Annotated in this window: 25 protein-coding genes; 12 read left to right on the top strand and 13 right to left on the bottom strand. The window is 64.7% G+C overall.

The features are described 5' to 3' along the window. Together ACWAT4_RS38870 and ACWAT4_RS38865 are read right to left on the bottom strand one after the other, a co-directional pair. Window positions 1-1,176 carry an HlyD family secretion protein gene (locus tag ACWAT4_RS38870; RefSeq protein WP_449729512.1) on the bottom strand — a complete coding sequence of 392 codons (1,176 nt, stop codon included), beginning with the start codon at window positions 1,174-1,176 and terminating at the stop codon, window positions 1-3. Further along, the gene (locus ACWAT4_RS38865; RefSeq protein WP_212303293.1) at window positions 1,169-1,651 is read right to left on the bottom strand and encodes a MarR family winged helix-turn-helix transcriptional regulator; all 483 of its coding nucleotides are present in this window, start codon (window positions 1,649-1,651) and stop codon (window positions 1,169-1,171) included. The genes ACWAT4_RS38870 and ACWAT4_RS38865 overlap by 8 nt, the downstream gene beginning before the upstream one ends. 156 nt (window positions 1,652-1,807) lie before the next feature. On the opposite strand from ACWAT4_RS38865, the gene ACWAT4_RS38860 reads away from it, so the two are divergent. From ACWAT4_RS38860 to ACWAT4_RS38840, 5 genes are all read left to right on the top strand, one after another. Further along, window positions 1,808-2,302, top strand: coding sequence for a Fur family transcriptional regulator (locus ACWAT4_RS38860; protein WP_212303294.1), 495 nt, complete (start codon window positions 1,808-1,810; stop codon window positions 2,300-2,302). Between the two features lie 118 nt (window positions 2,303-2,420). After that, window positions 2,421-3,374 (top strand): DMT family transporter, encoded by a 954-nt coding sequence (locus ACWAT4_RS38855; RefSeq protein WP_212303295.1) that lies wholly within the window; start codon window positions 2,421-2,423, stop codon window positions 3,372-3,374. A 12-nt stretch (window positions 3,375-3,386) separates the two neighbouring features. Beyond that, window positions 3,387-4,667, top strand: a complete 1,281-nt coding sequence (ispG, locus tag ACWAT4_RS38850) for a flavodoxin-dependent (E)-4-hydroxy-3-methylbut-2-enyl-diphosphate synthase (protein ID WP_212303296.1) — start codon at window positions 3,387-3,389, stop codon at window positions 4,665-4,667. 138 nt (window positions 4,668-4,805) lie between these two features. Then, window positions 4,806-5,702, top strand: a complete 897-nt coding sequence (locus ACWAT4_RS38845) for a TauD/TfdA dioxygenase family protein (protein ID WP_449729511.1) — start codon at window positions 4,806-4,808, stop codon at window positions 5,700-5,702. Next, window positions 5,699-6,538 carry an N-acetylmuramoyl-L-alanine amidase family protein gene (locus tag ACWAT4_RS38840; protein WP_212303410.1) on the top strand — a complete coding sequence of 280 codons (840 nt, stop codon included), beginning with the start codon at window positions 5,699-5,701 and terminating at the stop codon, window positions 6,536-6,538. The genes ACWAT4_RS38845 and ACWAT4_RS38840 overlap by 4 nt, the downstream gene beginning before the upstream one ends. On the opposite strand, the gene ACWAT4_RS38835 is transcribed toward ACWAT4_RS38840, so the two are convergent. The 3 genes from ACWAT4_RS38835 to ACWAT4_RS38825 all read right to left on the bottom strand — a co-directional run bounded on the left by ACWAT4_RS38835 (window position 6,520) and on the right by ACWAT4_RS38825 (window position 9,622). Further along, window positions 6,520-8,130: a Na+/H+ antiporter gene (locus ACWAT4_RS38835; protein ID WP_249154145.1), complete on the bottom strand. Its 1,611-nt coding sequence runs from the start codon at window positions 8,128-8,130 to the stop codon at window positions 6,520-6,522. The genes ACWAT4_RS38840 and ACWAT4_RS38835 overlap by 19 nt on opposite strands. 44 nt (window positions 8,131-8,174) lie before the next feature. Further along, window positions 8,175-9,032 (bottom strand): class A beta-lactamase, encoded by an 858-nt coding sequence (gene bla / locus ACWAT4_RS38830; RefSeq protein WP_212424338.1) that lies wholly within the window; start codon window positions 9,030-9,032, stop codon window positions 8,175-8,177. Between the two features lie 215 nt (window positions 9,033-9,247). Beyond that, the gene (locus ACWAT4_RS38825; protein WP_212303299.1) at window positions 9,248-9,622 is read right to left on the bottom strand and encodes a nuclear transport factor 2 family protein; all 375 of its coding nucleotides are present in this window, start codon (window positions 9,620-9,622) and stop codon (window positions 9,248-9,250) included. Between the two features lie 95 nt (window positions 9,623-9,717). Between ACWAT4_RS38825 and ACWAT4_RS38820 the strand changes: the two genes are divergently transcribed. Continuing rightward, window positions 9,718-10,146 (top strand): GFA family protein, encoded by a 429-nt coding sequence (locus tag ACWAT4_RS38820; RefSeq protein ID WP_212303300.1) that lies wholly within the window; start codon window positions 9,718-9,720, stop codon window positions 10,144-10,146. A gap of 178 nt (window positions 10,147-10,324) precedes the next feature. After that, window positions 10,325-12,142 (top strand): caspase family protein, encoded by a 1,818-nt coding sequence (locus tag ACWAT4_RS38815; protein ID WP_212303301.1) that lies wholly within the window; start codon window positions 10,325-10,327, stop codon window positions 12,140-12,142. Between the two features lie 24 nt (window positions 12,143-12,166). On the opposite strand, the gene ACWAT4_RS38810 is transcribed toward ACWAT4_RS38815, so the two are convergent. Continuing rightward, complete coding sequence (locus ACWAT4_RS38810; protein ID WP_249149120.1) at window positions 12,167-12,877, bottom strand: DUF1345 domain-containing protein; 711 nt, start codon at window positions 12,875-12,877, stop codon at window positions 12,167-12,169. 137 nt (window positions 12,878-13,014) lie between these two features. Further along, on the bottom strand, window positions 13,015-13,938 hold the full coding sequence (locus tag ACWAT4_RS38805; protein ID WP_212303302.1) for a polyprenyl synthetase family protein: 924 nt from the start codon (window positions 13,936-13,938) through the stop codon (window positions 13,015-13,017). Between the two features lie 160 nt (window positions 13,939-14,098). Here ACWAT4_RS38805 and mtgA point away from each other — a divergent pair, with 160 nt between their 5' ends. The 3 genes from mtgA (at window position 14,099) to ACWAT4_RS38790 (ending at window position 15,915) form a co-directional block, all read left to right on the top strand. Continuing rightward, entirely contained in the window at window positions 14,099-14,773 is a 675-nt protein-coding gene (gene mtgA, locus ACWAT4_RS38800; protein ID WP_212303303.1) for a monofunctional biosynthetic peptidoglycan transglycosylase, read from the top strand. A gap of 170 nt (window positions 14,774-14,943) precedes the next feature. Beyond that, window positions 14,944-15,126, top strand: a complete 183-nt coding sequence (rpmF, locus tag ACWAT4_RS38795; RefSeq protein WP_007598106.1) for a 50S ribosomal protein L32 — start codon at window positions 14,944-14,946, stop codon at window positions 15,124-15,126. A 144-nt stretch (window positions 15,127-15,270) separates the two neighbouring features. Further along, window positions 15,271-15,915 (top strand): hypothetical protein, encoded by a 645-nt coding sequence (locus ACWAT4_RS38790; protein ID WP_212303304.1) that lies wholly within the window; start codon window positions 15,271-15,273, stop codon window positions 15,913-15,915. 73 nt (window positions 15,916-15,988) lie between these two features. Here the strand turns inward: ACWAT4_RS38790 and ACWAT4_RS38785 are convergent, their stop codons facing one another. Continuing rightward, complete coding sequence (locus ACWAT4_RS38785) at window positions 15,989-16,249, bottom strand: hypothetical protein (protein WP_212303413.1); 261 nt, start codon at window positions 16,247-16,249, stop codon at window positions 15,989-15,991. Between the two features lie 219 nt (window positions 16,250-16,468). On the opposite strand from ACWAT4_RS38785, the gene ACWAT4_RS38780 reads away from it, so the two are divergent. Beyond that, complete coding sequence (locus tag ACWAT4_RS38780; RefSeq protein WP_212303305.1) at window positions 16,469-18,163, top strand: bifunctional diguanylate cyclase/phosphodiesterase; 1,695 nt, start codon at window positions 16,469-16,471, stop codon at window positions 18,161-18,163. A gap of 164 nt (window positions 18,164-18,327) precedes the next feature. Here ACWAT4_RS38780 and ACWAT4_RS38775 read toward each other — a convergent pair whose 3' ends face one another. Beyond that, window positions 18,328-18,696 (bottom strand): antibiotic biosynthesis monooxygenase family protein, encoded by a 369-nt coding sequence (locus ACWAT4_RS38775; RefSeq protein ID WP_212303306.1) that lies wholly within the window; start codon window positions 18,694-18,696, stop codon window positions 18,328-18,330. Between the two features lie 97 nt (window positions 18,697-18,793). On the opposite strand from ACWAT4_RS38775, the gene ACWAT4_RS38770 reads away from it, so the two are divergent. After that, a complete protein-coding gene (locus ACWAT4_RS38770; protein ID WP_212303307.1) occupies window positions 18,794-19,258 on the top strand; it encodes a MarR family winged helix-turn-helix transcriptional regulator in 465 nt (154 codons plus the stop codon). A 126-nt stretch (window positions 19,259-19,384) separates the two neighbouring features. Here ACWAT4_RS38770 and ACWAT4_RS38765 read toward each other — a convergent pair whose 3' ends face one another. From ACWAT4_RS38765 to ACWAT4_RS38750, 4 genes are all read right to left on the bottom strand, one after another. Then, window positions 19,385-22,252 (bottom strand): PAS-domain containing protein, encoded by a 2,868-nt coding sequence (locus tag ACWAT4_RS38765; protein WP_449729510.1) that lies wholly within the window; start codon window positions 22,250-22,252, stop codon window positions 19,385-19,387. A gap of 171 nt (window positions 22,253-22,423) precedes the next feature. Continuing rightward, complete coding sequence (locus tag ACWAT4_RS38760) at window positions 22,424-23,299, bottom strand: acyl-CoA acyltransferase (protein ID WP_212424344.1); 876 nt, start codon at window positions 23,297-23,299, stop codon at window positions 22,424-22,426. Between the two features lie 36 nt (window positions 23,300-23,335). Next, the gene (locus tag ACWAT4_RS38755) at window positions 23,336-24,313 is read right to left on the bottom strand and encodes an amino acid--[acyl-carrier-protein] ligase (protein WP_212303310.1); all 978 of its coding nucleotides are present in this window, start codon (window positions 24,311-24,313) and stop codon (window positions 23,336-23,338) included. 39 nt (window positions 24,314-24,352) lie between these two features. Then, window positions 24,353-25,570 (bottom strand): acyl-CoA dehydrogenase family protein, encoded by a 1,218-nt coding sequence (locus ACWAT4_RS38750; protein ID WP_449729509.1) that lies wholly within the window; start codon window positions 25,568-25,570, stop codon window positions 24,353-24,355. Between the last annotated feature and the right edge of the window lie 314 nt (window positions 25,571-25,884).

Here is a 25,884-nt window from a genome sequence, read left to right as displayed (position 1 = left end):
TTAGTCCTTGTCCTGGTCTTTATCTTGGCTTGCGGTCGCCGACAGGCCCAGCAGGCCGGCGAGCGAGCGCTGATGGCCGGTGTCGATGGTGGCGTAGACGCTCATGCCGGCCTTCAGCTTCTTCACGTATTTGTCGCTCTCGTCGAAATAGATCCTGATCGGCACGCGCTGCACCACCTTGACGAAGTTGCCGGTGGCATTCTGCGGCGGCAGGATCGCGAATTGCGCGCCGGTGCCGGGCGAGAGCGAGCCGATCTTGCCCTTGAAGACGTGGTTCGGGAACGCGTCGACCTCGAGCGTGACGGGCTGACCTTCGGCAACGTAGGTGAGATCACTCTCCTTCGGATTGGCGTCGACCCAGGGGTGGGCGACGTCGACGATGGTGAAGACCGGCGTGCCGGCGGCGACGTAGCGGCCGAGCTGAATCTGCTCGACCTGGGTCGCGATGCCGCCCATCGATGCGCGCACCACGGCGTGGTCGAGATTGCGCTCGGCATTCTCGAGCTTGGACTTGGCCTGGGCGTAAGGCGGGAATTTCTCCAACGGCAGGTCGATGTCGCCGAGCAGCTGGGTCTTGGCGGTCGAGATCTGCTGTTTGACGTATTGTGCGATCGAGCCTGATGTGACCAGGGCGTTCGAGGCATTGTCGAGATCGAGCTGCGAGCCAAAGCTGTTCTTCACCAGCGCCTGCTTGCGCTCGACGTCACGCTGCTTCAGGTCGATGCCCTTCTGCGCGAGATCGAGCATGTCGCCGTAGATCTTGATGTTGGCGCGCAAATTGTCATAGGTCGTCTGCGCCTGCATCAGCTGCGCCTTGGCGTCGTCCACGGCGAGGCGGAACGGCACGGGATCGATCTCGAACAGCACGTCGCCCTGTTTGACGAGCTGGCCTTCCTTGACGACGACCTTCTCGATCTTGCCGGAGATGTCGGGCGTGACCAGCACCTTCTGCGCGCCGACATAGGCATCGTCGGTGCCGACATAGCGGCCGCCATTCAGATAGAAGGTCAGGCCGGCGATCACGGCGACGGTCGGCAGCACCACCATCAGCAGGAAGCGGCGATGGCGGCGCAGGCCGGCGACGAAGCGGCGGCGCGGATCGGTCCCGGCCTTCTTTGTCGGCTTGCCGCTGTCGATCTTCTGCTCGGGCTGGAATTTGATGACCTGATCAGCCATAGCGCTGCTCCTTACGCGCTTGTTCCGCTCCGGACGTCTGGATCGCGGTACGCACGTTTTCCTTGATGGTTTCGAGTTGGGTGAGGAGACGATGGGCGTCCGCCGGGCTGATGCCGTCGAGCGCGTTCGCCGTGAGCTCCGATTTCAGGCCGCTCATTCTCCCCAGCAGCGCACGGCCGGCCTTCTTGAGGTAGAGGCGTTTGACGCGGCGGTCCGAGGCGTCGCTGCGGCGCTCGATCCAGTCGCTGTCGCAGAGCTTGTCGATCAGCCGGGTCAGCGTGATCGGCTGCATCTCCAGCAGCTCGGCGAGTTCCGACTGCTTCATGCCCTCGCTGCGTTCGACCTTGGCCAGCACCGCCCATTGCGCGCGGGTGATGCCGAAGCGCGAGGCCTCCTTGTCGGCATAGACGCGCAAGAGGCGGTAGAGCTCGCCGAGGGTGAACAGGAAATTCTGGTCGACAGACCCGCGGGTCATAAGCTTGGTCTCCAATAAGCTTGAATATAATAAGCAAGCTTATGATTTTTTCATGGCGGATTAAAGCGATGCTGTCCCGCAGCAAGAGCATGGCTGACCGCCGCGGTGCCGGACGAGCTTTGGGTTCCACGGCCGAAATGTTAGAAGGCAGGCCAAATGACCCTCGCAAAGCCGGCATTTCCAACGCCTGACCATGATCACGGCCGCTGTACCGCGGACGCGCTGGCGCATGCGGAAGCGGTCTGCGAGCAGCGGGCACAGAAATTCACGCCGATCCGCCGCCAAGTGCTGGGCGCACTGCTCTCCAGCCATCGCCCCCTCGGCGCCTATGAGGTGATCGACGAATTGGCAAAGTCGATGCCGCGGCCGGCGCCGATCACGGTCTACCGCGCTCTCGATTTTTTGATGGCCAACGGCCTCGTGCATCGCATCGAAAGCCGCAACGCCTATCTTGCTTGCGCCGCCCACGACCATGATGCGACCTCGGCGGTGGCGTTCCTGATCTGCGAGCGCTGCGGTCTCGTCGGCGAGATCCCATCGGCGTCCTTCGCCAAGGAACTAAACGCGGCGGCGCGCGCGTCAGGTTTCGCACCAAAGCTGTCCGTGGTGGAGATCACGGGCGTCTGCACCCATTGCCAGAAGGTCTCTTAAAGCGATGGAATCGGCTCAAGCCAAAGCGGTGGTGCTCACCCCTCCCAGAGGGAGAGGTGAAGAGTCCGCCGTCTGACCAAACAAGCAACAACGGCGCAAAGCCGGGTCCCAGGAAGATATGTCCACACCTCAAGCCATACCGCCCGCCGGCCGTCCGCTCAGTGCTGGCGCCATCGCCCTGATGCTCATGCTGTGCCTGACTTGGGCCTTCAACCAGATTGCGGTGAAGCTGGTGCTCCCGGACATCCCGCCGATGCTCCAGGCCACCTTCCGCTCGATGGGCGCGCTGCCGGTGCTGTTCATCATCGGCAGCTTCCGCGGCGTCAAATTCTTCGAGCGCGACGGTACGTGGAAGGCCGGCCTCGCCGCCGGGGTGATGTTCGGCATCGAGTTCGTGCTGATCTACCAGGGTCTGCGCTTCACCTCGGTGTCCCGCGCCGTCGTGTTTCTCTACACCGCACCGTTTTTCGTCGCGCTCGGGTCCTATCAGATGCTCGGCGAGCGGCTTGGCGGTTCGCAATGGCTGGGGCTCGCCGTGAGCTTTGCCGGCGTCGCGCTCGCAATCGGCGTGCCGCAGCCGGACGTCGATGCCAAGGTGCTGCTCGGCGATCTCATGATCGTCGGTGGAGCGTCCCTCTGGGCCGCGACCACGCTGGTTGCCAAGAGCACGCGGTTGCGCTTCGCCGCGCCCGAGAAGGCGCTCGGCTATCAGGTCGCAACCTCGATCCCGATCCTTGGCGCCGCCGCCTGGTTGTTCGGCGAATCCATCACCCACACGCCGTCGCCGCTCTCGATTGGCCTGTTGGCTTTCCAGGCGATCTGGGTGGTGGGAACCACGTTCACGCTTTGGTTCGCGCTGGTGAAGGCCTATTCGGCCAGCAAATTGTCGGCTTTTACCTTCATCACCCCTTTGTTTGGCGTGGTGGGTAGCTATTTCATCATGCACGACACCTTAAGTCTGGCCTTCGGGGCGGCAGCCGTCCTTGTAATTGCTGGGCTTTTTCTGGTTAACCGTCCGAGCCAAACGGCCGCGACGCCAGCTGATGCATTGCTGAACGTCACCAAAACCTGATATTTGGACCCCATGAACAAGCTCGAAAACCCCCTCGATTCCGAGATCGCAGGCCCAGCGCCGCGTCACCGGACCACCCAGGTCAAGGTCGGCGACGTCGCCGTTGGCGGCGGCGCGCCGATCGTCGTGCAGTCGATGACCAACACCGACACCGCCGACATCGACGGCACCATCGCCCAGGTCGCAGCGCTCGCGCGCGCCGGCTCCGAAATGGTCCGCATCACCGTGGACCGTGAGGAGGCCGCTGCCGCCGTTCCGCACATCCGCGATGGCCTCGCCAAGCGCGGCATCACCACACCCTTGATCGGCGACTTCCATTATATCGGCCACAAGCTGCTCGCAGCCTATCCGGCCTGCGCCGAGGCGCTCGCCAAATACCGCATCAATCCGGGCAATGTCGGCTTCAAGGACAAGCGCGACACCCAGTTCGCCGACATCATCGAGATCGCGAACAAGAACGGCAAGCCGGTCCGCATCGGCGCCAATTGGGGCTCGCTCGACCAGGAGCTGCTGACCAAGCTGATGGACGAGAACGCCGCCTCCGCCAATCCGCGCGACGTTCGCGCGGTGACGCGCGAGGCCATGGTGCAGTCCGCGCTGCTCTCGGCCGCGCGCGCCGAAGAACTCGGCATGCCCAAGGATCGCATCATCCTCTCCGCCAAGGTCTCGGCGGTGCAGGATCTGATCGCGGTCTATCAGGATCTCGCGTCGCGTTCCGACTACGCCATCCATCTCGGCCTCACCGAAGCCGGCATGGGCTCGAAGGGCATCGTCGCCTCATCGGCCGCGCTCGGCATCCTGCTTCAGCAGGGCATCGGCGACACCATCCGCATCTCGCTGACGCCGGAGCCCGGCGGCGACCGCACCCGTGAGGTGCAGGTCGGCCAGGAACTGCTGCAGACCATGGGCTTCCGCACCTTCGTGCCGCTGGTTGCAGCGTGCCCCGGCTGCGGTCGCACCACCTCGACCACGTTCCAGGAACTGGCGCGCTCGATCCAGGATTTCATCCGCGACGAGATGCCGAACTGGAAGAGCAAGTATCCCGGCGTCGAGGAGCTCAACGTCGCGGTGATGGGCTGCATCGTCAACGGCCCCGGCGAATCCAAGCACGCCAATATCGGCATCTCCTTGCCCGGCACCGGCGAAGCGCCGGCCGCGCCCGTGTTCGTCGACGGCAAGAAGTTCCGCACGCTGCGCGGTCCGACCATCTCCGCCGATTTCAAGGCGCTGGTGATCGACTACATCGACCAGCGCTACGGCCAGGGCGCCAAGGTAGCCGCGCCGGCGGAGTAGCAGCTCTCAAATATTGGAATCGCAGGGCGGGTTCGCGGCGAGCGACCCGCCCTCTTCTTTTGCGCGACCGGCCCGGATTGCACTTCGCTCTATCCGGGCTACCATGTCTCCCAATCAAGAATGATCGGGAGCAACACGATGAGCTCGCTGTCCGGCAAGCAAGGCCCGCGCTATCGCCACACGGCCGAAGACGGCGCTCCTTACGAAACCATCGCGGTCGAAAAGCTCACTCCCATCATCGGCGCGGAAATCTCCGGCGTCGATATCGGCAAGCTCGTCGAGGGCGATGCGCGCTCCAACCAGCAGATGGACGAGATCCATCGCGCGCTCGCCGAGAACCTCGTCATCTTCTTCCGCGACCAGCAGATCACGCCAAAGCAGCATCTCGCCTTCGGCCGCAAGTTCGGCGAGCTGCATTTTCATCCCGCCGCCCCGCATGAGGACGAAGATCCGGCGCTGATGAAGATATATGCCGACAAGAACTCGCCGCGCGCCAATGGCGAGGGCTGGCACTCCGACGTCTCCTGCGATCTCGAGCCGCCGATGGGCTCGATTCTCTACATCAAGCAATGCCCGCCGCGCGGCGGCGACACGCTGTTCGCCAATATGTACGCGGCCTATGAGGCGTTGTCGGATCGCATGAAGGCCTATCTCGACGGCCTCACTGCACTGCATGACGGCGAGCCGATCTACCGCGGGCTCTATGCGAACTATGGCGTGGCCGATCGCCCGTCCTATCCGAGCGCCGAGCACCCGGTGGTGCGCACCCATCCGGTCACGGGCAGGAAGGCGCTCTACGTCAACCGCGGCTTCACCCGCCACATCAACGGCGTTCCGCGCGACGAGAGCGACGCGATGCTTGCCTATCTCTACCAGCACGCCGAGAACCCGCTGTTCCAGTGCCGCTTCCGCTGGACCGAGAACGCCATCGCCTTCTGGGACAACCGCTGCACCCAGCACCGCGCGATGTGGGACTACTGGCCGCACACACGCTCCGGCACGCGGGTGACGGTGAAAGGGGAGCGGCCGGTGTGAAAATATCGTGGCGCATCACTGCCGCTATCGCTGTTTGGCTGATCCCGCTTTTGGCCTTGCCGGCTGACCATGGCGAGGCGGCTGTGGCCCGAAAGGCCGCGAGAGCCAGGATCAAGCCGCCGGCGCCGGAGGCCTGCGATCCGCGCAAATTCAGAATCATCCTCGATGTCGGACACACCTCGGAATCGCAGGGTGCGACCAGCGCGCGCAACGACGTGGAATTCGGCTTCAACCTGTATTTGACGCGGCTGATCGGAGAGCGCTTGAAGTCGGCGGGCTTCGCCGCGACCCGCGTGCTGGTGACCGAAGGCAAGGCGCGGGCCAGCCTGCTCAAGCGCGTCGGAACGGCCAATGACGCGCATGCGGATTTTTTCTTGTCAATCCACCACGATTCCGTCCCGGACAAGATGCTCGAAGCATGGGAATTCGACGGCGCCAAGAGCTATTTCAGCGACCGCTTCAGCGGTCATTCGCTGTTCGTGTCCGAGCGCAATCCGCATTTCGCTGCCAGCCTCGCCTTTGCCAAGCTGCTGGGCCGCGAACTGAAGCAGCAAGGCCTGCAATACGCCACCCAATACAGCCTGCCGCTGATGGGCCGTTACCGGCATCCATTGCTCGACAAGGATGTCGGCGTCTACCGCTATGACGGACTCGTCGTGCTCTCGCAGACCCGAAGCGCCGCGGTCCTGCTGGAAGCCGGCTCCATCATCAATCGCGACGAGGAGATGGCAATGAACTCGCCGGAGCGACGAGAGCTGACGGCGAAGGCCGTGGTGGCGGCGATGCGCGCGTATTGCGCTCGCAATGACGAAAAAGACTACAGCGGCGCCCCCTGATACTCCCGGTTCGCCAGGCTCGCTTCCTCCAGATCGAGGTCGCGCTCGATCCTGCGCCGCGTCTCGTCGGTGATTTGTCCGTCGCGCAGGAGATCGTGGATGAATTTGCGCTCGGCGGCGATCAGCTCGCGGGTCAGCGCGGTGCCGGCGGCGGAGACGTCGTGGTGGGTCGGATCGAGCGAATCCGGGAGCTGGTTGACGCGGATCTCGTGGCGCGCGCGCAGGAGCCGCATCACCTCGTCCGACACCTCTTTCTCTTCCATCAACGCGTCCAGCGATTTCAGCGCGGCGTCGAGCGCCTGGCGCCGCGCCGCGATCTCGGCCTCGTGCTCGGCGACATGCTCGTTGCGGCCGGCCTCTGCGATGCCGAGCCAGCGCACCACCGGCGGCAGCGTCAGGCCGACGCCGATCAGGGTGATGAAGATGACGCCGAAGGCCACGAACAGGACCAAATCGCGATACGGGAAGGTCTCGCCGCCGGGCAGCGTGAACGGCAGCGCCAGCGCGGCCGCCAGCGACACCGCGCCGCGCACGCCGGTGAATGCGAGCGCGAATGGCCATTGCCAGGGCGGCGACGGATCGCGCGCGCGCAGCGACTTGCTGAGCATCCGCGGCAGATAGGTCGCGGGATAGAGCCAGGCGAAGCGCGCCACAACGATAATGGTCATGACCAATGCGGTCGCGATCATGATGTCGTCGAGCGGGAACATCTTCGATTTCTCGTAGAGCGCGCGCATCTGGAAGCCGGTGAGCAGGAACAGCAGGCCCTCGATCAGATAGATGATGAGGTCCCAGAAGAAGATGCCCTGCAGCCGCGTCGACGCCGAAATCAGCAGCGGCCCGTTCCAGCTCACATAAAGGCCACAGGCGACGGTGGCGATCACGCCGGAGCCGCCGACATGCTCGGGCAGCCAATAGGAGACGTAGGGCGTGATCAGCGACAGCGTCAGCTCGACCTGCGGATCCCCGGACCATTTGCGGAAGCGTAGAGAGAGCCAGCCAACGCCGATGCCGAAGGCGATCTCGCCGGCGACGATGAGCGCAAATTCGCCGGCCGCCAGCGGCAGCGAGAAATGCCCGACCACGATCGCGGCCAGCGCGAAGCGGTAGAGGATCAGCGCGGTGGCGTCGTTGGCGAGCCCCTCGCCCTCGAGAATGACCAGAAGCCGGCGCGGCATGTTCAGCCGGCGGGCGATCGCGAGTGGCGCCACCACGTCGGGCGGCGCGACGATGGCGCCCAGCAGGAAACCGATGCTCCAGGGCAGGCCGATCACGTAATGGGTGGCCGTCGCGACCATTGCGGCAGTGAAGATCACGGCCCCGACCGCGAGCAGCACGATCGGACGTAGATTATTCCTGAACTCGCGCCAGCTCATCGCGACGCTCGCCGAGTAGATCAGCGGCGGCAGCACCATCAGCAGCACCAGCTCCGGCGGCAGTTCCACCGGCGGCATGCCCGGCACGAACGCGAGGCCGACGCCGGAGAGCATCAGCAAAATGGCAGGCGCCATGTTGAAGCGGCGCGCGATCAGCGCCGTGCCGGCCAGCACGGCCAGCAGGATGAGAAAGGTCTGGAATTTCGCTGCGATCATGACCTGTCTTGGCCGGAAGCGGCCAAGAGGTCAATGTGACTGGGTTAGACCAGCCGTTCGGCCACCACGCGCCCGATCCGCGCGAAAACCGCTTCGAGCTGCGCCGCATTCGGTGCGCCGCCCTGGGTATAGGCCGCGATCAGGATCGGCGCTTCCGGTTTGGGCCAGGCGACCGCGATATCGCCCGATGCGTCCTTGCCGTTGTTGCCGGTCTTGTCGCCGATTGTCCAACTGGCCGGCAGGCCGCCGCGCAGCCGGTTCGCGCCGGTCTTGCAGCCCACCATCCATTCGGTGAGCTGGGCCTTCGAAGCGGGCGACAGCGCCTCGCCCGTGACCAGCCGCTTCAGATTGCCGGCCATCGCCGCCGGCGTCGTGGTGTCATGGGGATCGCCGGGTGGCGAGCGGTTGAGCTGGGGCTCGTTATGGTCGAGCCGCGAGGTGGTGTCGCCGATCGATCGCCAGAATGCCGTGAGTGCGGCGGGGCCGCCGATCCGCGCGAGCAGCAGATTGGCGCAGGTGTTGTCGCTGAGCTCGACGATGGCTTTGCACATGTCCGCGACCGACATCGCGCCGGCCGACAGGTTCTGCTTCGCGACCGGCGCGTACTCCAGCAGATCGGTCTTGCCGTAAGAGATCATCGCCGCCAGCTGCTCCTCGCCGCGATCGACCCGCGCCAGTACGCAGGCTGCGAGCGAAGCCTTGAAGGTCGAGCACATCACGAAGCGCTCGTCGGCCCGCCAGGCGAGCTTGGCGCCCGTGGCGAGATTCTCCGCATAGACCCCGATCCGTCCGCCGCTTTCGCGTTCATAAGCTTCGAGTTCGGGCGGCGCCTCCGCAGCAAGCACGGGAGAAGCGGCCATCCAGCACAGCGAGGCGAGCAGGGAGCGGCGGTCGAGCAGCATGAGATGACTTTCGAGGGAGACGGAGGTGGGGAGCAACGTGCGGGCTATCCCCGCCGTCATTGCGAGCGCAGCGAAGCAATCCAGAATCCCTCCGCGAAGAGACTCCGGATTGCTTCGTCGCAAGGGCTTCGCAATGACATGTGGCGAGAGTTGGGGTCGCAATCGGAGAATGTGGGGCGGGCGCGTCAGATTTCGGTGAGCGGCAGGCGAGCCGCTCACTCTTTCAGATCGTACCGATACGATTTCGACACGATCTGCCAGCCGTCGGCGAGCTTCATCGCCACCAGGTAATCCGTGAAAAACCGCGGCGGCAGCTGGCATTTGACCTTGATGAAGGCGGTCTTGTCGTCCGAGCGGTCGATGGTGACGATGAAATCCTCGCGCGGCTTGCCTTCCGCCTTGGCGGAAGGGCGCTTGCGCACCCAGGCGAGCCAGTCCGGCACGGTCAGGATCTTCAGCTCGCCCTTTTCGACCCAGCGCAGATCGGCGGACGGGTGGAAGACGGCACCGAGCTTGTCGGCATCACCCTCGTACAGTCCGTCAAAATAGGATTGCACGACCGCTTCGACGCTGGACCTGTTCTGGCTCATGGGTCATCCCTTTGAATGATGGCTGGCCGCGAACTTAGTCGTACACATCAAATTGCGCTATGGATGTCTTCTGCCATTTGCGTGAGGGCGCCATCATGACGGGTTCGCAACAACCGAACGCTCGCATCCTTGCCGGTGAATGCTATTGCCGCACCGTCCGCTACGAGGTGGCGGACGCATTCGCCTACGCGCTGAACTGCCACTGTTCGAACTGCCGCCGCACCACCGGTTCCGCCTTCAAGCCGTTCGCCGGCATCGCATACAGCAAGCTCCACCTCGTCAGGGGCGAGGACCAGCGGCGGCTCTTCGGGGACGACACCACCCATGACGCGCACTGCGCCCGGTGCGGCTCGCTGCTGTATTCGAGGGTCCGCGACGGACAATGGGCCCATGTCGCCATGGGAACCCTGGTCGATGCCCCCTCGATCCGCCCGACCGCCCACATTTTCGTCGGCTCCAAGGCGCCATGGCACGAGATCACGGACGATCTGCCGCAGCATCGGGGGCACATCGGCGATGGCTAGAGGAAACCGGCCCGCGTGCATTTGGCGGCGAACCGCCAACGCACTGGCGCGACTAACAAAAAGGGTTCCTCGGCCTGTCGGCGCCGCCTTCGTGACCTCCATCACAAGCGCAGGCGGCGGATCTTGCTAAGGCTATCCCTGAGGGTGTGAACTACCTCGAATTTTTGGAAGTCGTGTCATGCGCAATTTGTTCAGGCTTTGCCCATTGCTCCTCGCCGCCGCGCTGCTGTTCGGCGCCGGGCCCGCTTTCGCCGGAAAGCGCGTCGCGCTGGTGCTGGCCAACTCGGCCTATCAGCACGCGCCTTCGCTCGCCAACCCCGTCAATGACGGTGCGGTGATGGCGAAGACGCTGAAGGATGCCGGCTTCGATGTCGTCGATTCCCGTCGCGATCTGACGGCGCTCGACACGCGGCGCGTGCTGCGCGACTTCGCCGATTCGACCCGCGATGCCGACATCGCCGTGGTCTACTATGCCGGCCACGGCATCGAGGTCGAAGGCTCCAACTATCTGATCCCGGTCGATGCCAAGCTCGAGCGCGACACCGACGTCTATGATGAGGCGCTCTCGCTCGATCGCGTGCTGGTCGCGGTCGAGCCGGCCAAGCAGCTTCGCCTGGTGATCCTGGATGCCTGCCGCGACAATCCGTTCGGCAGGACCATGAAGCGCACGCTTGCCTCGCGCGGCATCGGCCGCGGTCTGGCCCAGGTCGAGCCGACCAGTACCAACACGCTGATTGCCTATTCGGCCAAGGCCGGCTTCACGGCGCAGGATGGTGACGGCGCCAACAGCCCGTTCACGATCGCGCTGTCGAAGCATCTGACGACGCCGGGCCTCGACGTCCGCCGCGCCTTCGGCTTCGTTCGCGACGACGTGCTCAAGTCCACCGGCAACAAGCAGGAGCCGTTCGTCTACGGCTCGCTCGGTGGCGAAGACGTGCCGCTGGTGCCGGTCAAGGCCGCGCCTGCGCCCGTGACCGCGGCAGCGCCTGCGCCCGCGACGAACCCGCAGGCCGACATGCGCCGCGACTATGAGCTCGCACTTCAGGTCGGCAACAAGCCGGCGTGGGAAGCCTTCCTGGCCCAGCATCCGGACGGTTTCTATGCGAACCTTGCCAAGCTCCAGCTCGACAAGATCCAGGCCGAGCAGGTTCATGCGGCCGCGACCGAGAAGACCAAGCAGGCCGAGGCCGAGCGCGATCGTCTCGCTGCGCTTGGTGCGCAGAAGGACGCCCAGGCCAAGGCCGCGGCTGACGCAAAGGCGGCCGAGCAGGCCCAGCTTGCCGCGCAGAAAGCCAAGGAGCAGGCGCAGCAGCAGGCGGCAGCTGCCGAGCAGCAGCGCGTCAATCTCGCCGCCGCAGCCCCGAACGCCGCTCCCGCCGGCGCGGCGAGCCCCGCCGGCACCAATGTCGCCTCGCTGACGCCGGCAACCGCGCCGGCGGATCTCAGCCGCTCGGTGCAGACCGAGCTTGGCCGCGTCGGCTGTTTCTCCGGTCAGGCTGACGGCAATTGGAATACGTCCTCGCAGCGGTCGCTGTCGCAGTTCAACCGCTACGCCGGCACCAAGCTTGACGTGAAGATGGCGAGCACCGATGCGCTCGACACGGTCAAGTCAAAGCAGTCGCGCGTCTGCCCGCTGGTCTGCGAGCACGGCTTCAAGGCTGACGGTGACAAGTGCACCAAGATCGTCTGCGGCGACGGCTATGCGCTGAACGACGACAATGAATGCGAGAAGCAGCGCGCTGCCAAGCCGGGCAAGCCTGCAACCGCCAAGCGCGACGACGGCGATGAGCGGCCCGCACGTCAGCGTCGCCAGTCCGGTGGCGCGGCCATTGGAGCGGCGGGTGGCATCGCTGCCGCTGCCGGTCGCGCCACGGGCGGTGGCGGTCAGGTCTTTTGCAATGATCTGCTCTGCCGTCCCGTTAAGCGCGGCTGCCATCTCGAATATCACGGCGGCGGCGGCCCTCACAATGACGCCAATGTCGAGGTCTGCAACTGATCTGCCGCAAGAAACCCGTGACGGTTATGTCGCGATCGCGCTCGCCGCAATGTTGACCGTCAACGCCAGCAACGCGGTGTTGTAGATGAAGGACACGATGCCGTGCGCGGTGGCGGTGCGGCGGATGGTCTTGTCGGTGATGCCGACGTCGGAGACCTGCGCGGTCATGCCGATCACGAAAGAGAAATAGACGAAGTCCCAATAGTCGGCGTGGTCTTCCTTGTCGCCGCTCGGGAACTGCAGTCCGCCGGGCGGATGGCGGTAATAGTCATGGGCGTAGTGCAGCGCGAAGGTCGTGTGCACGGCGGCCCAGGACAGCGCGATGGTGGTGATGGCGATGGTGAGCTCCGCGGCGCCACGGTGCGGGGTGCCGAGCTCGGAGACGATTGCCGCGATGCTGGCGAACGCGCCGATCGCCGTCACCAGCAGGATCACGAAGCGGCCGTCGTCCTGCATCGCAGCCGCACGGCGGATGTGCTGGTGGTCGTTACACAGCATCATCGTGTAGACCAGCACGAGATAGACCGCGATCAGCGCATCCCAGCCGAACAACAGTCGCGTCACCAGCCGGTGCGAACCGGGGACGAGCAGGCAAACGAGGACGCCGACGGCAAGCGAGATGAAGGTCCGCGGCCGCGCGTAAATCAGCCGCATCGGCCGCGACATCTGACGGAAGCGGGCGAGGACGGGATCTTCTTTTTCCATGCAGATCGTCCAGTGAGGCTTGAGCGGCATCGAAGGTGCGCTCCCTCCCCGCTTGCGAGGGTAGGGGAGAGGGTGTCTCCGCAAGCAAGAACCCCCAAGGGGAGAGAGCCCTCACCCGCGCCTTCGGCGCGACCTCTCCCACAAGCGGGAGAGGTGAAAACCCAAGGTCAGTTCTTCCGTTCGGCAACGAACCGCGCGGCGGCCTGCAGCACGGCGGCGCGATCGCCGAAGATCGAGACGGCGCCGTCCGCGCGCGCGAGCAGATCGCGCACGCGCTGCTTGGCGCCATCGATCCCGAGCTGGGTGACGAAGGTGGTCTTGCCAAGCGCCGCATCGGCCCCGGCCGGCTTGCCGAGCGCGGCCGCATCGCCTTCAACGTCGAGCAGATCGTCGGCGATCTGGAAGGCTTCGCCGAGTGCACGACCGTAATCATCGAGCGCCTGGTATTCCGCACTCGAAGCCTGGCCGAGGATCGCGCCGGCGATGCAGCCATAGCGCAGGAGCGCGCCGGTCTTCATCTGCTGAATGCGAGCGACATCGATCGGTTCGTTGCCGCCAAAGCGGCCTTCGCCGGCGAGATCGAGGATCTGGCCGCCGACCATGCCGCCGATGCCGGCGCAGCGCGCCAGCGCGCGCGTCAGCAGCAGCCGCACATTGGCGTCGCGATGGATCTCGTCGCGGGTGACGATGTCGAAGGCGAGCGTGAGCAAGCCGTCGCCGGCGAGGATCGCGGTCGCATCGTCGGTCTGCTTGTGCAGGGTGGGGCGGCCGCGGCGCAGGTCCGAATTGTCCATCGCGGGCAGATCGTCATGGATCAGCGAGTAGCAGTGAATGCACTCGAGCGCGGCACCCACGAGCAGCGCGGCCTCGCGCGGCACGCCGAACACGGTGGCGCTCTCGACCACCAGGAACGGCCGCAGACGCTTGCCGCCATTCAGGCTCGAATAGCGCATTGCGTCCATCAGTCGCTTGGGCCGGGCGATCTCATCGTGCAGGATATCATCCGACAGCAGGCGGCCGAGCAGGGCCTCGGTGTCATCAGCGGTCTTGTCCAGACGTTTGGCGAAATCGGACGGGGACGTGCCGGTCATCAAGAAAGGCTCCAGAACTAAAATTCGGCGGGACAATCCTTTATGCGCCCGCCCCAGTCAATCGTTTGGAAGGCCTAAAAAGTGCTGGAAAAGGCCCGAATTATCACAGACTTAATGGCGGGATTCGCGGCCACGTTCATTTCGCGCCGGAAAGTTCGATTTGCGCATCGTTAAAATCCTGCTGGCAGCGTTCGCGATCGTGGCTCTCGCGCCCTATCTGATCGCACCGTTCTATCGCACGGGGCATCCGGTTTCGACGCTGATGGCCTGGCGCTCGCTGACGGGCGCGCCGATGCATCGGGAATGGATCGATCTGGCGACGATGTCGCCCTATGTACCGCGGTCGGTGGTGGCGGCCGAGGACGCCCATTTCTGCAAGCATCACGGCATCGACTGGGGCGCGCTACGCGAGGCCATCGACGATGCGCAGGAGGACGGTACGCCGTTCCGCGGCGCCTCCACCATCACCCAGCAGGTGGCGAAAAATCTCTTCCTCTGGCAGGGCCGGGATTTCGTCCGCAAGGCGCTGGAGTTTCCGCTGGCGCTCTGGATCGATTTTGTCCTGCCCAAGCACCGGATTCTGGAAATCTACCTCAACATCGCCGAGCTCGGCCCCCAGGGCCAGTTTGGCGTGGAGGCGGCCAGCGCCTATGCTTTCGGCAAGTCGGCCGCCAACCTGTCCCCCCGGGAAGCCGCCCTTTTGGCCTCGATCCTGCCGAATCCGGTCAAACGCAGCGCCAGGACCCCGGGACCGGGCGTTCGGCGGCTGGCCGGGACCTATGTGGCGAGGGGGCAGGCCCCCTCGCTTTTGACCTGTTGGCGGGAAAATCGCTGATTTCTGGCCCTTTTCGGGCAGATTTTCCGGTCCAAGAGCCTAGCTTTACGGCCAACCTTCCTCTATAAGCCCGGCCTTGATTGGCATTCAGCTCGCCTCGCATTGCGGGTGCTGAGCCGTCCCTCCGCGGACGATGCCCGGATGAACACCAATCCCTAGAGGATATTGAAATGGCCGTTCCGAGAAGAAAAACCTCGCCGTCGCGCCGTGGCATGCGCCGCTCGGCAGACGCCATCAAGAAGCCGACCTATGTGGAAGACAAGGACTCCGGCGAGCTCCGTCGTCCGCACCATCTCGACCTCAAGACCGGCATGTACAAGGGCCGTCAGGTCCTGAAGAAGAAAGAGTCCTAAGGTTTAGGACCTTTCTCCGGGCAGGATGATTTGACCTGCCTGATTTCGGCCAACCCATGAGATATGACAGTGACGGCGGCGGAGCAGATGCTTCGCCGCCGCATTGTCCTGCCCGGACATCTTGATCGAGAAGGCGCTTTGCCGATGGTCGGTTTCCCGCTGCTTCTGATTCCGCTCGCGGTGTACAACATCATCGCCTTCCTGATGCCGAGCGTGTCCTTTTCGGACGTGCTGTTCAAGGTGCCGATGGTGTCAGGGGAGGCCTGGCCGGTCACGCTGGCCGATCTGCTGCTGGCGCTTGGCGTGCTGCTGTTGCTGCTGGAAGTGGTCAAGGGCGCGCGGCCCGGCGCGAAATTCCTGATGGATCATCTGCTGTCGCTGATCATCTTCGGCGCGGCCGCGGCCGAATTCGTGATGTGGCCCAAATTCGGCAATTCCACCTACTTCCTGCTTGTGCTGCTTGCGATGGCCGACTTGTTCGGTGGCATTGCCCAACGTGCACGCCGCCGCATCACTTATGTTGCTGCCGAGACGGTCGCGGTGCCGCGCAAGGCGAAACGCCAGGCCGAGGCGCCGCCGCCAGCGACGGTGTTCGAGCCGAAGCTTGATCCGGTGCCTGCACCGCAGCCCGAGCCGCCGGCGCACTCGGCGCAATCAGTTGCCGAATCCGTTTTGATGGATCCCCCGGCGCCGAAGCCGGTCCAGGGCATCGCGCCATCGCCGGAAATTCCCTCGCCGCATTTGCAGCCGGGCAACGGCACGCCGTCCTCGCCCGAAGAGCCGCGCTGAGCTTGCCGCGATGCCGGTGCGCTCCCTCGCCCGCTTGCGGGAGAGGTGAAGACGAGTTACCGCGCTGAGGGCCTTACGCCACCTGACGCGTGCGTGAAGTGACGCTCGGAAGCGGGCGCTTGTGTCCATAGGCGAGGTATGCGTCCTCGGACGAGCCGCGGCGCAGCCGGCTTGCCTGGGGCAGGTGCTCGGCATTGGCGATCAGCTGGGTGACGAAGCTCGGATCGGGGCGTGTCAGAGGCATCTTGCGGATCAACTGCAAAACCGGCGTCAACGGTACCAGCGCGGTACTCGCCTCCCGCGTTGCCTCTTCGATTTGATCCTCATTCACCATCGCAACACCGCTGATCCGGTCGAACTGGCGCGATTTGGGACGCTGGCGCCGGTGCATGTGATGGTCTCGCAAGGCCTATGCCGGACGAGCCTATTCCGTTCCGCCGAGTTCGGGAACGTGGTTTCCAAATTGTTTATGAACTTTGCATAGGGTCTGAGGCGAATCTGGCCGTATCCTGTGCCGGCTTAGGACTCCCCGCTGTCCCGAAACGAGGCGCTTTTGACCCCTGCATTGCCGCAAGCCTCCGAAATCCTGGCCGCCCTCGGCCAAGCCGTTTTCGTCTGGGATCTTTCCAGCGACGCCATCGTCTGGGGTGAGCAGGCCGGCGCGATTTTCCCCGGCATTCCCGCCGAGCGGCTTGCGACCGGCGCGGAGTTCGCCAAGCTGATCGAGCCTGCGCAAACGCTGCGGAGCGCCGCGCTGGCGCAGACATCCGCCGTGCACGGCGCCGACGGCACGCCCTACCGGGTCGAATATGGCGTGCGCATGAGCGCCTCCGATCCCGTGGTCTGGGTCGAGGAGACCGGCCGCTGGTTCGCCGGCGCCGACGGTCGCCCAATGCGTGCGCTCGGCTCCGTCCGTATCAACAATGAGCGGCACGCCCGCGACGAGGAATTGACGAAGCTTGCGCGGCTCGACCCGCTCACCGGCGAGCTCAATCGCTCTCATCTGATCGCGGCGCTGGCCGAAGCGATCGAGGAGACGAGCCGCTTCCGCTCGACCGCGGCCTTCATGCTGGTCGGCATCGATCATCTCGCCCGCGTCAATGACGCCTTCGGTTTCGACGTCGCCGACGCCGTGATCCTCGACGTCGCCCAGCGCATTCGCGCGCGCTTGCGCGGTGGTGACGTGCTCGGCCGTTTCTCCGGCAACAAGTTCGGCCTGATCCTGAAGAACTGTACCGTGGACGACATGAACGTCGCCGCCGAACGCTTCCTCACCGGCATCCGTGACGAGGTGGTGCCGACCAAGTCCGGTCCGGTATCCGTCACCGTCTCGATCGGCGCGGTCAGCCTGCCGCGCTATGCCCGCAATACCGACGAGGCCATCAACCGCGCCCACGAGACGCTGGACGCCGCCAAGCGCCGCCGCGCCGGTTCGTTCGCCGCGTGGCGTCCGAACGCCGAGCGCGACGCGCAGCGCCGCGTCAACATCCGCGTCACCGACGAGATCGTCACCGCGCTGAACGAGCGCCGCATCAAGCTCGCGTACGAGCCGGTGGTTTCGGCTGCCACGCGCGAGGGCGCGTTCCACGAATGCCTGGTGCGGATGGACCAGGGCGACGGCCAGGTGCTGCTCGCGCCGGATATCGTGCCGGTCGCCGAGCGGCTCGGCCTCATCCGCCTCGTCGATCATCGCGTGCTCGAGCTGGTGGTGGCCGAGCTCGCGGCGGCGCCCGACATCCGCCTCAGCCTCAACATCTCGCCTGATACGACGATGGACCCGGACTGGTGGGCGGGAATCGAATCGCTGATGCGCGCCCATCCCGGCGTCGCCGAGCGGCTGATCGTGGAGATCACCGAGACGGTCGCGATCCAGGACATCGACGACGTTCGCGCCTTCGTCAGCCGCCTCAAGAATTTCGGCAGCCGCATCGCCATCGACGATTTCGGCGCCGGCTACACCTCGTTCCGCAATCTGCGCAAGCTCGGCGTCGATATCGTCAAGATCGACGGCGCCTTCGTGCAGAACATCACCCGTTCTGCCGATGACCGCGCCTTCGTGCAGACCCTGATCGACCTCGCCCGCCGGCTCGACATCAAGACCGTCGCCGAATGGGTGCAGGACGAGGAAGCAGCAGGCATGCTGCGCGACTGGGGCTGTGATTACATCCAGGGCCGCCTGATCGGGTTGGCGTCAGCCGAGCGCCCGTGGGGCGCGCCACCGGACAGCGCGCTGCCCGCGGCAAGCTGAGAAGCCGTAGGGTGGGCGAAGGCGCACTTGCGCCGTGCCCACGATTCTCTCGGCGAATGCACAGAAATGGTGGCACGCTTCGCTTTGCCGCCCTGCGATAGTGTTCGTCGGCGCGGCCCTCCCCCGTTCATTGCTTCGCTGCGCTCGCAATGACGATGTGGTGACTACGCCACGCAAATGCCTGCTACCGCGACCTTCTGAAACAGATGCGGACTTGCGACGGCGGATGCGGGGTAGATCGCGATCTTCGCGCGGAATTCCGGGTGGGTGAACGCCGCGCGGAAATGCGCATTGGATTCCCAGACCGCGTAATTGAGATAGGTCGGACTGTCGCCGACGGCGCGGTGAAGCTGGGTCGAGATGAAGCCGGGCTGCCGTTTCATGAAAGCGGCGTCGTCCTGCCAGCTCGTCAGGAAGCTCTGTTCGTCCGCGGCATCGAGCGTGAACAGATTGACCAGCACCACGGGGCCGGTTTCGAGTGCGATCTGGCGGTCGATCGGGAAGCTCGGGTCGAGCGGGCGCATCTGGGGCATGGCATTACTCCTCGCGATTTGGTATTATCATGTCAATTCGACAATACATTACATATGAGTTTGACATGATGATGTCAATGCAGAGCGATGATTACAAATGAGCAAGGCCAGGCGAACCCCAGCGGGCGAGGCCCTGACCGGCCTCATCCTCGACCTGTTCCGGGCCAATGGCCTGCTCCTGACTGCTGGCGACCGGCTGGTCGCCTCGCTCGGCCTCACCAGCGCGCGCTGGCAGATCCTGGGGGCGATCGTCGATGCCGAACGTTCGGAGCCGGTAGCGTGGCTGGCGCGCAATCTCGGAGCCAACCGCCAGAACGTGCAGCGGATCGTCAACGACCTCGAGCGGGATGGCCTCGTCGCATTCGAGACCAACCCGCATCACCGCCGGGCGCAGCTCGTGGTGCTCACCGACAAGGGCCGGCAGGTCTACGATGCCGCCGGACGCTTGCAGGTGCCGTGGGTCAATGGTCTGGCGGATGGCTTGTCAGTGAAAGACATTGAGGCGACCCATCGCCTGATCAGCGTTCTGCGCGACCGGCTTGAAGGAACCGGCGAGGGCTGATCGCCCGTGGGGCGCACCGCCGGGCAGCGCGCTGCCTGCGGCAAGCCGAGAATCCGGTTTAGAATCAACCCCGTTCTACTGTGCATGGGGTTGTTTTCGCAGAAGTTCATGAGGCGAGAAGAAACCTCACGCCACGCGGCGAACGGCGTTGAGCGTCTCGATGGTCAGGCCCACCTCGGCCGCCGGGCAGGGCTTGCCGAAATAAAAGCCCTGCACCGCGGTGCAGCCGCATTCGCGCACGAAGTCGAGCTGCTCCACCGTCTCGACGCCTTCCGCCGTGGTCTCGACGCCGAGCACCGAGCCGAGGCTCGCGATGGTGCGGACGATGGCGACGCTCTCCGGGCTTTCGCCGAGCGTGCCGACGAAGGAGCGGTCGATCTTGATGCGGTCGAACGGAAACTTGCGCAAGTAACTCAGCGACGAATAGCCGACACCGAAATCGTCGAGGCTGACGCGCACGCCGAGGGCGCGGAGCTGATGCAGGATCCCGATCGTGGCTTCGCTGTCGTCGAGCAGCGCCGTCTCGGTGACCTCGAGCTCGAGCCGCTGCGGCAGCAGGCCGGCTTCCGCCAGCGCGCTCGTGACCATCGCCACCAGCCCGCGCGAGCGGAACTGCACCGGCGACAAGTTCACGGCGACCGTGACATCCGGCCATGCTGCAGCTGTGGCGCAGGCCGTGCGCAGCACCCATTCGCCGATCGGAACGATCAGCCCGTTCTCTTCGGCGATCGGAATGAACTCGGCCGGCGAGACGAGGCCGCGCGAGGGATGCTTCCAGCGCAGCAGCGCCTCGAAGCCGGTGAGCTCGGTGGTGTCGAGCCGCACCTGCGGCTGAAACACCAGATGGAATTGGCTGGCTTCCAGCGCGCCGCGCAGATCGTGCTCGACCGCGTGCCGGCTGCGCGCTTGTTCCTCCATCTCGGGCTCGAACAGCTGATATGCGCCGCGCCCCTTGGCCTTGGCCTGGTAGAGCGCAAGGTCGGCGCATTTCATCAGCTCGTCGGCATCCAACCCGTGATCGGGCGCGATTGCGATACCGACGGAGGCGCCGACATGGATGGACTGGCTTTCCAGCGGCGGCGGGTGTCCGATGATCTCGACCAGGCGTCTTGCAAGCCGCTCTGCCGATTGCGGCTGCGGTCCGCGCTGGAGCACGGCGAACTCGTCGCCGCCGAGGCGCGCGACGGTGTCGTGCTCGCCGACATTCTCCCTCAGCCGTGCCGCGACCCAGCGCAGCAATCGGTCGCCGGCGGCATGTCCGAGCCGGTCGTTGACGGTCTTGAAATTGTCGAGGTCGAAGCACAGCACGGCCATGGCGCCGCCGGCGATCGCGACCTGGTTCAGCCCTTCGCTCATCTTCTCGCGGAACAGCGTACGGTTGGGCAGGTCGGTGAGCGAGTCGTGCTGCGCCATGTGCGCGACGCGCGCCTGGGCCTTGTGGCGCTCGGTGACGTCTTCGTAGGTGACGACCCAGCCGCCATGCACCATCCGCTTATGGTTGAGCTTGATGATGCGGCCGTCGCTCAAATGGCGGTGCAGCGTGTGCTCGCCCTCGCGCAGCCGCTCGACGTAGTCGGCATAGAGCCTGGCGCCGGTCATGTTCGGATGGATGCCGAGCGAACAGCTGTGCTCCATGATCTCGCGCATTGAAATGCCCGGCTTCACGATGTCGGGCGACAGCCCGTACATCTCGATGTAGCGGCGGTTGCAGACGATCACGTGCAGGCTCGCATCGAGCATGCACAAGCCCTGGCTCATATTGTTCAGCGCTGCGTCGAAGCGGCGATACTGCTCACTCAATTCCTCGACGGCGCGTTCGCGCTCGGTAATGTCCTCATAGGTGGCGACGAAGCCGCCCTCGGGCAGCGCGCAATAGCGCACCGAGATCATCGTGTCGTTGATCATGCGCCGGCGCATCGGCGAGGAATCGTTGTTCTCGATCCGGGCGCGGGCAGCTTCCAGGATCTGCTGCGGGCTGTATTCGGAGGCGAAGGCGCCGTTGGCCATCGACCGCTCGATCAGCTCGGAGAGATGCGTGCCCGGCTTGCTCTCCTCCGGCGACAGCCGATAGATCTTCTGATAGGTGGAGTTGCAGATGCGGAGGCGCATGTCGCCGTCGTAGAAGGCGAGCCCATGCGCCATGTTTTCGAGCGCGGCATCCAGCATCAGGTTTTGCTGCTTCAGCGTCTCTTCGTGCTGCAACCGCGCGGTGACGTCCTCGTGCACGGTGACCCAGCCGCCATCGGGCATGAAGCGGGATACGGCCTGCACTTTTCGACCGTCATGGCATGTCACGAGAATGGTCTTCGGGCTTCTCGTCCGGATGTCGTTGGTCCGGGCATCGCGGAACGCGTCTCCGGACATCGCCGCTCGGTTGCCGCGTGACAGCCAATGATCGATGGCCGCGCCGTGGGCGATGCCGGGCTTCACCACGTTCGGGTCGAGATTGTAGAGTTGCAGGAAGCGCTCGTTGCAGACGACGACACGCCCGCCGGCGTCATACATGATAAGGCCGTGCGACATGTGGGCGAGCGCGTGCTGGCTGCGCTCCGTCTGCAGTTGCAGCTCGGCCTCGAGGCGGGCGAGGCGGCTGACATCGTCGCAGATCGTCATCCAGCCGCCGCCGGGAAGCGGCTTCAGTTCGAGCGTGATGACAAGGCCGTTTGCGAGCGTCTGTCGCGTCTGGAACGGCTCGCCGGCCGCAATCAACGCGATCCGCGAAGCGTAGAGCGCATCGAGCTCGCCCGCCGGGATATTCCCGCGCGCCACGCTGTGGGCGAGCACGTCGCGGTAGCTCGTTCCGAGCCTGACGATATCGGCCGACATGTCGAATAGCGTCAGGTAGCGCGCGTTGACCAGCACGATGCGATTGTCGGCGTCGTAGACGCAAACGCCCTGCTCCATGCCGTCGAGTGCAAGCTGGCTCAGTGAGAGCAGGGCCTGTTGGCCTTGCTCGCGGCACGCACCGAGCTCGTTGTCGCGGGTCGACGTCATGGGATCAGCGGGATCTCGGTGGCAATAGACTTAACGCAACGTAATTCAGCCACGGAGCGTAGCGAAGAGGCGGGAAAATTCCCTTAAGCGCCGTAGTTTACGGAGGGTGACTGGCGATGGAGAGCGAGTGCACGAACCGCTGGCCCACGGGGCGATAGCAGGGCTCAACGCCTACGGTCCGTACAACACGAGTTCCGTATCAGTGAGATCGGCCAGCCGTGGGCGATGCGGACCCTTGAAATATTTGCGGCCGCGTCGCTCGGTATAAATACCGACAAGGCCGGGGATGGGCTCGTTGGAATCGACCAACACCGAGATCTTGCCGAGACGCAGCAACAACCGGCCGATGCGGCCGGCGCAGGCGGCGTATTCGGCGGCGTTGCGGCAGTAGATCAGCTGCATCGCCGGCGGTGCGATGAAACCGCGCCGGATCCGCACCGGTTGCAGGATGAAGGGGAAGACGCCCTTCGGCGTGCGGCAGACCAGGCTGAGGCAATTATAGCGCGCATGCCGTGTCAGCAACTCGGTCTCGGCCTCGGACAGGCCCTCGATCTGCTTGGTGTGTGGGGAGATGACTTCGATCTTGCTCCAGCGCGGAGCGCGCGACAGAGCCGGCACCGAGACGAACAGGCCGCGGCAATAGGCGCGAAAACCCTGCGTCTCGATGAGCGGCCAGGTCCACGGAGCCGGGCTGATGTTGAGGTAAGTCACGTGCTTGTGCCGCTGCGCGATCTTGGTCAGCAGCGGCGCATAATTGCGGTAGGCCGGCTCGACATACCAGCTCGACAAATTGCACTGGATGGCGGTCTCCTCGCCATCCCTGCGCGCGGTGTAGATCAGGAGCAGTACGCCGACCGGTTCGCCGTCATTGTCGAGCATGTAGCCGAAGCGCGGATAGCCGTCCGGCACCGGCCGGAAGGCCTGCCGGCGCAGACCCTGGATCCAGTAGCTGTGCGAGCGGCCAACGAAGCCGCGCGTCAGCAAGTCCGCGATGGCTTCAACATCGGACTCGGTAATCTCGCGACATCGGACCTTGGTATGGATCACGCTCGTCTTGCCCGTGGAAATGGTCGGCCTCTTACCTTAGCGCCAGCCTTCGCCGTGAGCGTCCACCGCGACGTGCGGCATGCCCAGAATGTCCCGCACCTTGGCGGGCCAGGCGGAGAGATCCGTGCCGTGGGTGTGGAACATGGCGACGGCCAGGCGATCCATGCCGAAGGCGACGCAGCCGGTGTGCGCGGGCTCGCCATTGGCGTCCTGGATACCCCAGGTCGTGCCGAAATGTTCGCGATGATAGTTGAAGCTCATGCAAGCCGTCGGCTGCTCTTCCGAGCGTAGTGGGATCAGGAGCTCGAACTTGAGCTGCTGCTGCTTCTGGCTCACCGCCTTCATCTGGCCGACGCGGCCGAAGAAGGGATCGCTGGCATAATCGACGCGGAAGGTCAGGCCGAGATCGGTCGCGATCTTCTGCGCGCGCACCATCCAGCGCTCGCGGAAATCGGCGACGTCGTCGGGGGTGCCGATGCAGACATATTCGCGCATCCGGAACGATTGCAGCCGGTCGAGATGCTTCGACGGCTCGCGGCGGAAGCAGTCGGCGGCGACGTCGAAGCGCAGGCCGCCCTTCGGCAATTGGCCACGGCTCGCCGCGATCGGGTACACGGGATAGCAGGCAGCCGGCGACAGCACGAGATCGGCGGGCGAGAGCGACGAAGTCCAGTCGCCGCCGGCATCGAAGCGGCTCACCGCAGCGTTGATCTCGCGTTCGGTGCCGTGCAGGCCGCAGACGCAGCCGAGCAGATTCGGAAAGCTCTTGAGATAGCCGGACTTTTCCAGCTGCGCCCGGCTCATCACCGGCGGAAAGCGCATCACCTCGGTGCCGGCTTCGCGGTTGCCGGTGATCAGCGCGGCGAGCTTCTCGACGACGCCCTCATAGAGCGCGGTGCGGGCGTAGACCCCGTCCGAGCCCATGCGGTGGAACAGCTTGTCGGCGAGATGATCGAGCGGGTCGACAATTTCTGGCGCGGTTTCGGGTGAGTTGGGGAGGACGGCAATGTTCATGGGATGATGTCCTGCTATCTGAAAATTGTTCTTATTGGTTTAGTCACGAAGGCTCGTCGGCACGCCGCTCATCAGCGTCGAGGTGGCGGCGTTGGCCAGAATACGGTCGTTGTTGATCATGATCGGCGACGACAGCACGTCACGCAGATGGCGGCCCATGGTGAACTCGCCGTCGTTGCGATAGCCGGAGAGGCCAGCGGTGCGCATCGCATGCATCACGGTCTCGACCGCGAGCTCGGAGGCTTGCACCTTGAGAAGGGTGATCGAGGACTGGAAATCGAGCGAGCCGAGCGCGCGCTCGTCATGTTCGGCGCGGGCGAAAGCGTCGATATTGGCTGATATCAGCGCGCGCAGCTTCGCCAGCGACATCTTCGCAGCCGTGAAGTGCGCGGCCGCCGGCGGCATCTGACCACCGGAGCTGCGGGCCGCCTTGCGGACGAAAGCCTGCGCGCGCGTGACGGAGGCAGCGGCAATACCGGCCCAGGCCGACGACCAGCACAGATGTGCGAACGGCGTCATGGTCTGAGCGTGGATCTTGTCATAGGCTTCCGGGAAGACGCGGTCGGCGGGACAATCGACCTTCAGCTCGAAGCCCGTCGAGCAGGTGCCGCGCATGCCGAGCGTTTCCCAGCCTTGCGTCTGCTTCAACGAATAATCGTCCTTGGCGAGCGCCAGCAGCACCTGGTCGGAAGCCGCGGCCTCAGTGGCGCGGCGGGCGATGGTGACGAGGCCGTCTGCCTCGGCGCCGTATGAGATCACGGTGGCGTCGCGCACCAGTGAGACGGTGTCGCCGGCGTGGTCGACGGCTGCCGCGCTGGCGCGGATGTTGCCGCCGTTCTGGCCTTCGGTGGTGGAGGAAGCGAGCAGCCACTGGTCGCGGGCGACCCGGCGCATCATGGTTTCCATCCACGGGATGCCGTGACCGTGCCTGACGACGCAGGCGACCTTGGTGGTGTGCATGGCATAGATCATCGCGGTCGAGGCGCAGGCGCGCCCGAGCGCGTAGCAGATGTCGGTGACATCGTGGATCGAGGCGCCAAGGCCGCCGAACTCGGCCGGGATCATGACGCCGAGCAGTTTCTGCTCACGGGCAACTTCGAAAGCCTTGTGGGGGAAGCGGGCGTCGCGGTCGACCCCGTCTGCGTCCGTCGCTGCCGCAGCGGCGGTTCGCGCGGCGCGCTCGATCAGGGATGGACCCTGCTCGAGGAAGCTCGTCTGCGTTTCGTCGACAGTGAGGACCGCTTCACGCACGTTCATACTCGTCCGCCTCCGGTTTGTCGTTCAGGATCGCCGGCCATCATTCGCGATGCCGCTCGAAGCGATCCTCCGACCATCTTTGCTTGTGGGACGAGGCTACGGATTTAATTCAAATTCGTCGATGAAATAGAGGGTAAACGAACTGCAATTCCGGACGAACAGTTAAGGTCCGGTTGTTTGCATCCTCCGAATTTCGACGGTCACGTTAGGGATCTGGAAGAAGTCCGAATTTCCGACAATCTGAGTCATCGTTTACTAAGAAGCATGAAGTAATGGTCACGCCCATTGTAGGATCGGCCCGTCGCGGCCATCGT

It is taken from the genome of Bradyrhizobium sp. T-1, from assembly GCF_053592855.1.
Note: the sequence above shows the minus strand (reverse complement) of the source record. Positions and strands in the feature narration are given on the sequence as shown.